Raw genomic sequence first — 12,522 nt, forward strand, 5'->3', positions numbered from 1 at the left:
CGAATTATCGAGCGCAAGCGGAGGCATGCCCATATCGCGCATCGTACCGTCCGGCAAATTGACACGCCAGTATGCCGGACGGTGACAATGCGGCGGTGAGCCCTCCGGTCATCCCTGCTGTCGCTTCAGCTCCGCCAGAAGCAGGTGCAGCGGCTTCTCCGCCCGCTGCCGGTACTCCTGAATCGCCCAGCCGTTTCCGTCCGGGTCCCGGAAGTGCATGAACGTGGCGCCGTCGTCGGGGGCGTACTGGACCGGCTCCGAGACGTCGAGGCCCCGTTCGACGAGTTCCGCGTGGGCCGCCTTGATGTCGGCGACGCACAGCTGCAGGCCCTGGTAGGAGCCGGGGGCAGGGGTGGGGCCGGGAGTCATCTCCCAGATCGAGTCGCCGAGCGCGATCGAACAGCCGGAGCCGGGAGGCGTCAGCTGGACGATCCGCATCCCGGGCATGACCTCCTGGTCGATGTCCACGTGGAAGCCGACCTTGTCGCGGTAGAAGTCCCGGGCGCGGTCGATGTCGGTCACGGGCAGCGGGATGACTTCGAGCGTGAAGTCCATGGCATGACTCCTTCGTCAGGCATCAGGCGAACCGCCACCTCGTCTGGCTGAACGGCTCCCCCTTACCGAAGCCGAAAACGGTGCGCGGCGCCACCGAGTAGACGGCCGCGTGTCCCGCGCCGTGGTGGAAACAGCCCTCCCGTACCTCGAAGTGCCAGAAACCGCCGTACTTCGCCTCCCACGCGGCGGCCAGTTCGCGTAGCCGCACGTCGTCGGTCACGCGCGTCGCCTCGCCCTCGACCACCAGGTCGTAGCCCTGGTTCCAGGTGTTCGTGCCGGTGGTCAGCACGACGTGCGGGTTCTCGGCGAGATTCCTGGCCTTGCGTTCTTCCGGGCCCGTGCAGAAGTGCAGGGCGCCGTCCGACCAGACCGCCGGAAGCGGGGTGACGTGCGGACGGCCGTCCGGGCGCACCGTCGTGATCCAGAACAGTTCGGCGGCCGTGAGCCGCGCCTCGGCCTCCTGCCAGTCGGTCGCGGTGGCTGTCGCGTCGCTGTAGCGGCGGTCCAGACGGGTCTCGGGGTGCATGGCGGTCATGAGCGTCCTCCCGGCGTGCGGCTCCGGCTTCTTGCGGCCTGTGGCTTCTCACAGGTGCAGACCACAGCCGCACGCCGAACTCATCGGCGCTTCCCCCGGGCTCTGCGGTTAGGCTCAAAGCCGTACGACCTTGATCCGACGCAAGTCCGAGGAACAGTGCGAGGGAGGCCCGGATGACGGCGGCGCCGGGGCGCAGGAGCAGTACCTTCACGCGGCTGCTGCGGCACGGCTTCACCGACGCCTCCGCCGCCGAGCGGCTCCTGGACAGCGCCGACCTCGCGCCCCTGCGCGACGACCCGGTGCTGCTGGACGCGCTGGGCGCGACCGCCGACCCAGATCTCGCGCTGCTCGGACTGGTCCGGCTGCTGGAGGCCCAGCCCGACCCCGGCGCCCGCCGGGAGCTCCTCGACACGCTGATCTCCTCCAAGCCGCTGCGCGACCGGCTGCTCGGGGTGCTCGGCGCCTCCACCGCCCTCGCCGACCACCTCATCCGGCACCCGGGCGACTGGCAGGCGCTCGTCATGTACGAGGCGCGCGACCTGCACCCCGGGGTGGAGGAGTTCGAGGCCGGTCTCGCGGAGGCCACCGACGCCGTCTCCCTGCGCGTCGCCTACCGGCGCTGCCTGCTGTCCATCGCCGCCCGGGACGTGTGCGGCACCACCGGCGTCGCCGAGTCCGCCGCCGAGCTCGCCGACCTGGCCACCGCCACCCTGCGCGCCGCCCTGCGCATCGCCGGGGCGGCCGCGCCCGAGGACGTCGCCCTGTGCCGGCTCGCGGTCATCGCGATGGGCAAGTGCGGCGGCCACGAGCTGAACTACGTCTCCGACGTGGACGTCATCTTCGTCGGGGAGGCCGCCGAGGGCGCCGACGAGACCAAGGCCGTCCGCGCCGCGACCCGGCTCGCCTCGCACATGATGCGGATCTGCTCCGAGACGACCGTCGAGGGGTCCATCTGGCCCGTGGACGCCAACCTCCGCCCCGAGGGCAGGAACGGCCCGCTCGTGCGGACCCTCTCCAGCCACCTCGCCTACTACCAGCGCTGGGCCAAGACCTGGGAGTTCCAGGCGCTGCTCAAGGCTCGCCCGGTGGCCGGCGACCTCGACCTCGGGGCGGAGTACGTCGCCGCCGTCCAGCCGCTGGTGTGGAAGGCCGCCGAGCGCGAGAACTTCGTGCCCGACGTGCAGAAGATGCGCCGCCGGGTCGTGGAGAACATCCCCGTCGCCGAGGTCGACCGCCAGCTGAAGCTGGGCCCCGGCGGCCTCAGGGACGTCGAGTTCGCCGTGCAGCTGCTCCAGCTGGTGCACGGCCGGGCCGACACCTCGCTGCGCAGCGGCACCACCCTCGACGCGCTGAAGGCCCTGGCCGCCGGCGGGTACGTCGGCCGGTCCGACGCCGCCCAGCTCGACGAGGCCTACCGCTTCCTGCGCTCCATGGAGCACCGGATCCAGCTGTTCCGGTTGCGCCGCACCCACCTCGTGCCCGAGGACGAGGCCGAGCTGCGCCGCATCGGCCGCTCCCTCGGACTGCGCACCGACCCGGTCGCCGAGCTGCTGCGCGAGTGGAAGCGGCACGCCACCGTCGTACGGCGTCTGCACGAGAAGCTGTTCTACCGGCCGCTGCTCGACGCGGTCGCCCAACTCGCCACCGGAGAGGCCCGGTTGAGCGTCGAGGCGGCACGGGAGCGCATGGTCGCCCTCGGTTACGCCGACCCGGCGTCCGCCCTGCGCCACCTGGAGGCACTGGCGTCCGGCGTCACCCGCAAGGCCGCCATCCAGCGCACCCTGCTGCCCGTCCTGCTGGGCTGGTTCGCCGACTCGGCCGACCCGGACGCGGGTCTGCTGAACTTCCGCAAGGTGTCGGACGCGCTCGGCAAGACGCCCTGGTACCTGCGGCTGCTGCGGGACGAGGGCGCCGCCGCGCAGAACCTCGCCCGCGTGCTGTCCGCCGGACGGCTCGCGCCCGACCTGCTGATGCGTGCCCCGGAGGCGGTGGCGCTGCTCGGCGACGGGGACGGCGGTGGCCTCGAACCACGTTCCCGCGCCCATCTGGAGCAGGAGATACTCGCCGCGGTGAACCGGGCCGACGGGGCCGCCCAGGCGGTCACGGCCGCGCGCGGTGTGCGCCGCCGCGAGCTGTTCCGTACGGCCGCCGCCGACATCGTCGGCTCCTACGGCACCGAGGAGCAGGCCGCCGAGGCCGACCCGGGCGCCCTGGTGGACCGGGTCGGCGGCGCGGTGTCGGACCTGACGGCCGCGACCCTCGCCGGTACGCTGCGCGCGGTCGTGCGCGACGGGTGGGGGGACAGCCTGCCCACCCGGTTCGCGATCATAGGAATGGGCCGCTTCGGCGGACACGAACTGGGCTACGGCTCCGACGCGGACGTGCTGTTCGTGCACGAGCCGCGCGACGGCGTCGAGGAGCGGGAGGCCTCCCAGGCCGCCAACAAGGTCGTCTCCGAGATGCGCCGGCTGCTCCAGATCCCCAGCGCCGACCCGCCCCTCCTCATCGACGCGGACCTGCGCCCGGAGGGCAAGTCCGGCCCGCTCGTACGGACCCTCACCTCGTACGCGGCGTACTACCGCCGGTGGGCCCTGACCTGGGAGTCGCACGCGCTGCTGCGGGCCGAACCCGTCGCCGGGGACGAGGACCTGGGCCGCCGGTTCATCGAGCTGATCGACCCGCTGCGCTACCCGGCGGACGGGCTCGCCGACGAGGCCGTGCGCGAGATCCGGCGGCTGAAGGCCCGTATGGAGTCCGAGCGGCTGCCGCGGGGCGCCGACCCCAAGCTGCACGCCAAGCTGGGGCCGGGCGGTCTGTCCGACGTGGAGTGGACGGTGCAGCTGCTGCAACTGCGGCACGGCGCGGCCGAGCCGGGCCTGCGCACGACCCGGACGCGTCAGGCCCTGGCCGCCGCGCGTACGGCCGGTCTCATCGCGGACGAGGACGCGGCGACCCTGGACGAGGCCTGGGTCCTCGCGACCCGCGTCCGTAACGCGGTCATGCTGGTACGCGGCCGGGCGGCCGACACGTTCCCCACGGAGCCCCGCGAACTCGCCGCCGTGGGACGGTACCTGGGCTACGGCCCCGGCCACGCCGGTGACATGCTCGACGCGTACCGGCGAACGGCCCGCCGGGCCCGGAGCGTGGTGGACGAGCTGTTCTACGGAGTGACGGAGCGTTAGGGACTTTCGGACACCCCCTGCGGGGTGCCGGCCCGTACCTCCCTCGCGTGCTTCATGAACCCCGTCAGGCCCACCTCGAACGCCTGGTCCGCCCGGCCCTCGCTCGCCGCCGACAGCGCCTCGGCCAGCCGCGGGGTCGGTGACGAGGCGGTCAGTTCCCACATCGTCTCGGGGGCCGCGAGGTCGAGGGCCGAGCCGAGGACCAGGTTCTCCAGGGCGGTGAGCAGGGGCATCACATCGGCCGGGGCGAAGCCCGCGCCGAGCAGCAGCGTCACCGCCCGCTCGTACTGCTCCAGCACGCGCGGTGCCCGCACGGGGGACGTCATCAGCAGCGGGATCGCCTTGGGGTGCGCGGCGAACGCGGCGCGATAGGAGCGGGCCCAGGCCTCCAGGGCGGTGTCCCAGGGGCGCAGATCCAGGGTCGCCGGGTCGATCGCCGCCGACACCCGCTCACGCAGCAGTTCGACGATGCCGTCCCGGCCCTCCACATGGTGGTACACCGAGCCGGTCTGCGCGCCCAGCCGCTTGGCCACCTGCGGCACGCTGAAGTCGCCGCGCTCGTCGACGATTTCGAGCGCCGTCGTCGCGATGCGCTCGCGGTCGAGGAGTGGTGTGCGCGGCCGTCCCATGGTCGGTGGTCCCCCTGAGGTCTTCCCGGATGCCGAGGTAGAGGCTACATTGCCAAAACCGAAAGCCTTTAGATTTACCGCGGTGATCCCGCACGCCCGGACTCCCCCCACGCCCTCCCCGTCCGCCGCTCGAAGGGCCTGCCCATGTCCGTCACCACCTCAGGGGAGCGCACCCCGGCCGCCACGGCGACCCTGCGCTCCGGTTCCCTCGGCACCGCCGACATCGCCTTCTTCGTCGTCTCCGCCGCCGCCCCGCTCACCGTCATGGCCGGTGTCGCCCCCCTCGCGATCCTGCTGGGCGGCGTCGGCGCCCCCGCCGGCTATCTCCTGGCCGGTCTCACCCTCGCCGTCTTCGCCGTCGGCTTCACGACCATGAGCCGCCACGTCCGCAGCGGCGGCGCCTTCTACGCGTACATCACCCGAGGACTCGGCCGCCCCGTCGGCATCGGCGCGGCCCTTCTCGCCCTGGTCGGCTACAACGGCATGGAGACCGGCGTCTACGGCCTGCTCGGCTCCGCCGGCCAGGACACCGCGCGCGCCGTGTTCGGCGCCGACGTCCCCTGGCTGCCGATCTCGCTGGCCGGCCTGCTGCTCATCGGCTACGGCGGCTACCGCTCCATCGACTTCGGCGCCAAGGTGCTCGGTGTCCTGCTCGTCGCCGAGACCGGCATCCTCGTGCTCCTCGCGGGCGGGGTCCTGATCAAGGGCGGCGCGCACGGGCTGTCCCTCGCCTCCTTCGAGCCCGGCAACGTCCTCGTCCCCGGCACCGCGGCCGTCCTCGCCTTCGCCTTCGCCGCGTTCACCGGCTTCGAGTCGACCGTCATCTACCGCCGAGAGGCGCGCGACCCGCAGCGCACGGTGCCGCGGGCGACCTACGCGGCCGTCGGATTCCTCGGCCTGTTCTACGCGTTCATCGTCTGGACCGTCATCCAGGCCTTCGGCGACGCCGAGATCGCCTCAGCCGCCGCCAAGAACCCCGCCGAGCTGTTCTTCACCGCCATCACCACCTACGTGGGCGGCTGGGCGGCCGGCCTGATGCACGTCTTCATCGTCACCAGCGTCCTCGCCTCGCTGCTCGCCTTCCACAACGCCATCAACCGGTACGCCCTGGCCCTCGCCGAGGAGGGCGTGCTGCCCAAGGCGCTGGGACGCATCCACCCGCGGCACGGCTCTCCCTACATGGCCGGACTCGCCCAGACGGTCCTCGGCGCGGTCGTCGTCCTGGCCTTCGCGGCGGCCGGCGCCGACCCGTACGCACAGCTGCTGCTGTGGGTCAACACCCCGGGGATGATCGGCCTGTTCCTGCTCCAGCTGCTCGCCGCGGTCGCCGTGCCCTGCTACTTCCGCCGGGTGCGCCACCAGGAGGGCGTGCTGCGGACGGTCGTGGCGCCCGTCGTCGCCGCCGTGCTGCTCGCGACGGCCATCGTGCTGGTGGTGAACCACATCGACCTGTTCACCGGGGCGTCCCCGACCGTGAACACCGTCCTCGTGGTCACCGCCCCCTCCGTGTTCGTCGCGGGCCTCGCCCTCGCCTGGTGGCTGCGCCGGCGACGCCCCGACGTCTACGCCGACTTCGCCGCCGAACCCGCCGAATAGCCGCCGAACAGCCACGAACGTCCAAGCCCCACAAGGGAGTTCACCGCATGCCCACCGCCGATCTGGTCCTCCTTGGCGCCAGGGTCCGCACCCTCGACCCGGACCGCCCGTACGCCACCTCCGTCGCCGTGCGCGACGGGCTGATCGCGGCGGTCGGCGACGAGAGGGACGTCCGCGACTGGTGCGGTCCGGGCACCGAGATCGTCCACCTGGACGGCGCGCACCTGGTGCCCGGCCTCGTCGACGCGCACAGCCACCCCGTGTGGGGGCTGGACATGGCGACCGGCACGGACCTGTCGGGCGTGACGGACCTGGCGGGGCTGCGGGCCACCCTCGCAGGCGCGGAGCGCACCGACGGGTGGGTGACCGGCTTCGGCCTCGACCACAACGCCTTCGGAGGCCGCCCCGTCGACCGGGACCTGATCGAGGACGTCCTGGACGGCACACCCGCCTTCCTGCGCCTCTACGACGGTCACTCCGCCCTCGCGACCGGCCCGGCCCTCACCGCGGCCGGCGTGCACGGCCCCCGGGTCTTCTCCCAGCGCTCGGCGGTCGTCTGTGACGCCTCGGGCCGGCCCACCGGGCACCTCGTCGAACACGCGGCGATGGACCTGGTCGCCGCGATCGCACCGCGCCCGTCCTACGCCGCACGCCGGGCACGCCTGGTGGAGCTGCTGTCCGCCATGGCCGCGACCGGGCTGACCGGGGCGCACGTCATGGACGCCGGTGACCCGGAACTGATCGATTCCGTGGCCGTGGAGACGGTGCTGCCGGTGCGGCTGCGGTTCGCGCCCTGGTGCATGCCGGGCGCGGACCGGGCCGCTCTGGACGAGCTGGTGGCCGTACAGGGCCGGGGTGGCCGGCACTGGCGGACCGGCGGGGTCAAGTTCTTCATGGACGGCACCGTCGAGGGCGGCACGGCCTGGCTGGAGCACGCCGACTGCCACGGCCAGGGCACGGACGCGTTCTGGCCCGACCCGGAGGCGTACGCCGCCGCCGTACGGTACCTGCACGCGGCCGGCGTGCGCACGGCCACGCACGCCATCGGGGACGCGGCGGTACGGCACGTCCTGGACGTGGTCGAGGGGCTCGGGCCGGGCGGGCGCGGGGCGCACCGCATCGAGCACATCGAGACGCTGCCGGACGAGCTGCTGCCGCGGTTCGCGCGGCTGGGAGTGGCGGCGTCGATGCAGCCGCCGCACACCGCGTACACCCGGGCCGACGGCACCGACGAGTGGTCCCGGCGGCTGGGCACGGGCCGGGCAGGCCGCGCCTGGCGGCTGCGGGACCTGCGGGACGCGGGCGCGGTGGTGGCCCTCGGCTCGGACTGGCCGATCGCGCACTACGACGCCCGCGCCGTACTCGCCACGGCCCGTACCCCGAGGGGCGCGGCGTCGATCCGCGCCGGTCTGACCGGCCTGGAAGCACTGGAGGGCTGCACCACCCATGCGGCCCTGGCAGCGGGCGAATCCGACACGGCGGGCCGCATCACTCCCGGTTTCCGTGCCGACCTGACGGCCCTGGAACTGGACCCGGTGACCGCCCCGGCGGACGAGGTGACGGAGGCACCGGTGCGACTGACGGTGACCGGGGGGCACGTGGTGTACCGGAAGTGAACGCCCGGGCCGACCACGCCGGGCAGCGATGCCTTCGGGCCCGTGGCGGCCGGCCGGTTGCACTGCCGTGGCCGGGGGATGCCGAACCGGCGCGGGCGGCGTCGCCGGAGCGGCGGGGTCGGCCGCCCGTGGACGGGCTCCGTCCACGGCCTCCGCCCGTGGACGGAGGCCGTCCGGCCGCCGCGGGCCGCGGCCGGTGCGGCCGTGGCGGGGCGGGCAAGGTGCCTTCGGGCCATGCGCGTCCGTGGTGGTCGTGTCGGTTGGCGCCGCCGCCGCGGCCGGGCGGCAGGCCGGCTCTCGAGTGTCGTCCAGGCAACCTGGCCGGCCGCCCGTGGGCGGTGGCGGTCGCGCCGCCATGCGGGGACCTGGGGCCGAGGTGGGCGCCGGCGCCGGCCAGGCGGGTGGAGAGGGTGTCTCGGACCGAGCCCCCGGGCTGCTCGGGCGCTGTTGCGGCTGGGGCATGTCAGACCGGGACGGGCGGCCCGGCCGAGGCAGCCCCGTGGGCCATGGCGGTTTCGCCGCCGTGCGGGCTGTCGCGGCGCCGAGGGCGGCGCCGGTGCCGGATGGGAGGGGTGTCCTCGGGCCCGGCGCGTCAGGGGGCAGTGGAGCCGGTTGGGTGCCAGGTGCTGTCGGGGGTCAGGGCTTGGGGGTGGGCGCCGGTTCGGGGCGCCTGTGTGGCCTGCCGGTGCCCCGCCTCGGTACGTCTCTCGGCAGTGCGTACGGATGCCGGCCGTACCAGACACCCGCCACCGCGAAACCGAAGGACAGGCAGAGCACGCCACCGACGGCATCCAGCCAGAAGTGGTTCGCCGTGGCGACGATGACCACCAGCGTCAGCGCCGGGTACAGCAGGCCCAGCACCCGCACCCAGGGGACCGTCGCCAGGGCGAAGATCGTCAGGCCGCACCACGTGGACCAGCCGATGTGCATCGACGGCATCGCGGCGTACTGGTTGGACATGTGTTTCAGGTCGCCGGACGCCATCGACCCCCAGGTCTGGTGGACCATGACGGTGTCGATGAAGTCGCCGCCGTTCATCAGCCGTGGGGGCGCCAGCGGATACAGATAGTAACCGGCCAGGGCGACGGCGGTCGTCGCGAACAGCACCAGGCGGGTCGCCGCGTACCGGCCGGGATGGCGACGGTACAGCCACACGAGCACACCCAGCGTCACCACGAAGTGCAGCGTCGCGTAGTAGTAGTTCATGCCGATGATCAGCCAAGTCACCGAGTTCACGGCCCGGTTCACCGACTCCTCGACGGCGATGCCCAGGGCGTGCTCGGTCTGCCAGATCCAGTCGGCGTTGCGCAGCGCCTCGGTCCTCTGCTCGGGCACGGCGTTGCGGACGAGCGAGTACGTCCAGTAACTCACCGCGATCAGCAGGATCTCGAACCAGAACCGGGGCCGGCGGGGGGTGCGCGGCCGGGGGAGGAGACCCCGCCCCGGATCGGCCGCGACCGGGTCCGGAACGGCCGCTTTCCGGCCGTCCAGCGTCGTCACGGTCGTGTCACCCATAGGCACAAAGTCTGCCAGAAAAGCCCTGTCCCCCCGATCATCCCCCGCGCTGGTACGGACCGCATGTTCTACGGCGAAATCCGGCCGGGAACCTCAGGGGCGAGCGCGGTCCCCGGGCGCCGAAGCGGTCGACCCGCGCACCACCAGTTCCGGCATGAACACGAACTCGCTGTGGGGCGCGGGCGTCCCGCCGATCTCCTCCAGCAGCGTGCGCACCGCCGCCTGGCCCATCGCCGGGACCGGCTTGCGGATCGTCGTCAGCGGCGGGTCGGTGAAGGCGATCAGCGGCGAGTCGTCGAAGCCGACCACGGAGACGTCCTTCGGAACCTCCAGGCCGCGCTGGCGAGCCGCCCTGATCGCGCCCAGCGCCATCATGTCGCTGGCGCACACCACCGCCGTGCAGTCCCGCTCGATCAGCGCCGTGGCCGCGGCCTGCCCGCCCTCCAGGGTGTAGAGGGAGTGCTGGACCAGCTCCGTCTCGACAACCTCGGCACCCAGCCCCAACTGGTCCTGCATGGTGCGCACGAACCCCTCGATCTTGCGCTGCACGGGCACGAACCGCTTGGGCCCCAGGGCCAGACCGATCCGCGTGTGCCCGAGGGACACCAGGTGTGTCACCGCGAGGTTCATCGCCGCGCGGTCATCGGGGGAGATGAACGGCGCCTGCACCTTCGGCGAGAAGCCGTCGACCAGCACGTACGGCACGCCCTGCGCGCGCAGCCGGTCATAGCGCTCCATGTCGGCGGTGGTGTCCGCGTGCAGCCCGGAGACGTAGATGATGCCGGCGACCCCGCGGTCCACGAGCATCTCCGTGAGCTCGTCCTCGGTCGAGCCGCCCGGCGTCTGGGTGGCCAGCACCGGCGTGTAGCCCTGCCGGGTCAGCGCCTGGCCGATGACCTGGGCCAGGGCCGGGAAGATCGGGTTCTCCAGCTCCGGGGTGATCAGACCCACCAGGCCCTCGCTGCGCTGCCGCAGCCGCACCGGGCGTTCATAACCCAGCACGTCGAGGGCGGCCAGCACGGACTGGCGGGTGGTGGCGGCGACGCCCGGCTTCCCGTTGAGGACGCGGCTGACGGTCGCTTCGCTCACCCCCGCCTGAGCAGCGATGTCGGCAAGCCGTGTGGTCACAGCACTGGACTGTAGCGGCCGGGGTTGCGCTTGCACACCGACGGGACGCCTGGTGCGGGCCGGCGCACGGCCCGCTGCGGGTGGCTTGGTCATCGCGGTCCCTCGAAGTCGTGGTCGGCGTCCGATCCGCAACGGATGATTCACCCGGCGGCAACGGATGGCAAGTGCTTGCAGAGTCTTGCACAACTGCCCGACTCCCCGCCCGACAGCCGGAAATCCCCGTTCCACAGCGGTCAGGAGGAGGCCGGAAGAGGTCACGGCAGGATAACCATCCGCACCCCTTGCAACTTTTTGCTGCAAGGTCTTTCGCAACTCCTTCCAGCGCGGCTAATCTCACCGACGCCCGGCGGCCAACGGTGCAGTCGGCAGCACGAAACGGGCTTTCACCCTCAAGGAGAACTCATGCGGCGTGGCATAGCGGCCACCGCGCTGGTGGCGTCCCTCGCCCTGGCGGCGACGGCGTGCGGCGGGAGCGACAGCGGCGACGAGGCCGACGGCCCGGTCACCATCACCTGGTGGGACACCTCCAACGCCACCAACGAGGCGCCGACGTACAAGGCCCTGGTCAAGGAGTTCGAGGCCGCCAACAAGGGCATCAAGGTCAACTACGTCAACGTCCCCTTCGACCAGGCGCAGAACAAGTTCGACACCGCCGCCGGTTCCAAGGGTGCCCCCGACGTGCTGCGCTCCGAGGTCGGCTGGACCCCGGCCTTCGCCAAGAAGGGCTTCTTCGCGCCCCTGGACGGCACCGAGGCCCTCGCCGAGCAGGACAAGTTCCAGCCCAGCCTGATCGAGCAGGCCAGGTACGACGGCAAGACCTACGGCGTCCCCTTCACCACGGACACCCTCGCCCTCGTCTACAACAAGGCCCTGTTCGAGAAGGCCGGCGTCGAAGCCCCCAAGACCTGGGACGACCTGAAGAAGGCCGCCGCCACCATCAAGGACAAGACCGGCGTCGACGGCTACTGGGGCTCCACCCAGGCCTACTACGCCCAGTCCTTCCTCTACGGCGAGGGCACCGACACCGTCGACGTCGACGCCAAGAAGATCACCGTCACCTCGCCCGCCGCCAAGAAGGCCTACGGCACCTGGCAGAGCCTCTTCAAGGGCAAGGGCCTGCACAAGGCCGACACCACCGCCGACGCCTACGCCCACATCCAGGAGGCGTTCGTCAGCGGCAAGGTCGCCTCGATCGTCCAGGGCCCGTGGGAGATCACGAACTTCTACAAGGGCTCGGCCTTCAAGGACAAGAACAACCTCGGCATCGCCACCGTCCCGGCCGGCTCCACCGGCAAGGCGGGCGCTCCGACCGGCGGCCACAACCTCTCGGTGTACGCGGGCTCGGACAAGGCCCACCAGGAGGCCTCGCTGAAGTTCGTGAAGTTCATGACCTCGGCGAAGGCCCAGGAGACCATCGCGCTGAAGAACTCCACGCTCCCCACGCGCGAGGACGCCTACACCGCCGAGGTCAAGGCCGACCCGGGAATCGCCGGCTACCAGGGCGTGCTGTCCTCCGCCCAGCCGCGCCCGGCGCTGCCCGAGTACAGCTCCCTGTGGGGCCCGCTCGACGACGAGCTGATCGAGATCGCGGGCGGCAAGGAGTCCCTGGACAAGGGTCTCGGCGACGCCGAGACCGCCATGACCAAGCTGGTGCCGGACTTCTCCAAGTGACCGCCGGGTGGCCGCCGGCTCCCCCGGTCATGGGGGAGGGGGCCCGGCGGCCACCGGCCGCGCCCGCGTCCGGGCAGCTCCCCTCCGAACTCCTT

General features: G+C 72.4%; 9 protein-coding genes. 4 read left to right on the plus strand and 5 right to left on the minus strand.

The genetic code is table 11. The features are described from left to right. Nucleotides 1-108 precede the first annotated feature (108 nt). Nucleotides 109-555: a VOC family protein gene (locus tag AC07F0_RS17520; RefSeq protein ID WP_436726662.1), complete on the minus strand. Its 447-nt coding sequence runs from the start codon at nucleotides 553-555 to the stop codon at nucleotides 109-111. 22 nt (nucleotides 556-577) lie between these two features. Further along, nucleotides 578-1,090, minus strand: coding sequence for a pyridoxamine 5'-phosphate oxidase family protein (locus AC07F0_RS17525; RefSeq protein WP_478979781.1), 513 nt, complete (start codon nucleotides 1,088-1,090; stop codon nucleotides 578-580). Between the two features lie 173 nt (nucleotides 1,091-1,263). On the opposite strand from AC07F0_RS17525, the gene AC07F0_RS17530 reads away from it, so the two are divergent. Further along, nucleotides 1,264-4,272 (plus strand): bifunctional [glutamine synthetase] adenylyltransferase/[glutamine synthetase]-adenylyl-L-tyrosine phosphorylase, encoded by a 3,009-nt coding sequence (locus AC07F0_RS17530; RefSeq protein ID WP_478979783.1) that lies wholly within the window; start codon nucleotides 1,264-1,266, stop codon nucleotides 4,270-4,272. Here AC07F0_RS17530 and AC07F0_RS17535 read toward each other — a convergent pair. Then, nucleotides 4,269-4,901 carry a TetR/AcrR family transcriptional regulator gene (locus AC07F0_RS17535; protein ID WP_478979785.1) on the minus strand — a complete coding sequence of 211 codons (633 nt, stop codon included), beginning with the start codon at nucleotides 4,899-4,901 and terminating at the stop codon, nucleotides 4,269-4,271. The two genes, AC07F0_RS17530 and AC07F0_RS17535, sit on opposite strands and share 4 nt — an antisense overlap. Before the next feature lie 144 nt (nucleotides 4,902-5,045). Here AC07F0_RS17535 and AC07F0_RS17540 point away from each other — a divergent pair, with 144 nt between their 5' ends. Beyond that, a complete protein-coding gene (locus AC07F0_RS17540; protein ID WP_478979786.1) occupies nucleotides 5,046-6,497 on the plus strand; it encodes an APC family permease in 1,452 nt (483 codons plus the stop codon). A 47-nt stretch (nucleotides 6,498-6,544) separates the two neighbouring features. Beyond that, nucleotides 6,545-8,113 (plus strand): amidohydrolase, encoded by a 1,569-nt coding sequence (locus tag AC07F0_RS17545; protein ID WP_478979788.1) that lies wholly within the window; start codon nucleotides 6,545-6,547, stop codon nucleotides 8,111-8,113. Nucleotides 8,114-8,749: 636 nt separating this feature from the next. On the opposite strand, the gene AC07F0_RS17550 is transcribed toward AC07F0_RS17545, so the two are convergent. Together AC07F0_RS17550 and AC07F0_RS17555 are read right to left on the minus strand one after the other, a co-directional pair. After that, nucleotides 8,750-9,628, minus strand: a complete 879-nt coding sequence (locus tag AC07F0_RS17550) for a phosphatase PAP2 family protein (protein ID WP_478979790.1) — start codon at nucleotides 9,626-9,628, stop codon at nucleotides 8,750-8,752. Nucleotides 9,629-9,721: 93 nt separating this feature from the next. Continuing rightward, a complete protein-coding gene (locus tag AC07F0_RS17555) occupies nucleotides 9,722-10,756 on the minus strand; it encodes a LacI family DNA-binding transcriptional regulator (protein ID WP_478979792.1) in 1,035 nt (344 codons plus the stop codon). 402 nt (nucleotides 10,757-11,158) lie between these two features. Here AC07F0_RS17555 and AC07F0_RS17560 point away from each other — a divergent pair, with 402 nt between their 5' ends. After that, on the plus strand, nucleotides 11,159-12,427 hold the full coding sequence (locus AC07F0_RS17560) for an extracellular solute-binding protein (protein WP_436726654.1): 1,269 nt from the start codon (nucleotides 11,159-11,161) through the stop codon (nucleotides 12,425-12,427). The last annotated feature ends 95 nt before the right edge of the window (nucleotides 12,428-12,522 follow it).

The organism is Streptomyces sp. NPDC045955, assembly GCF_056430805.1.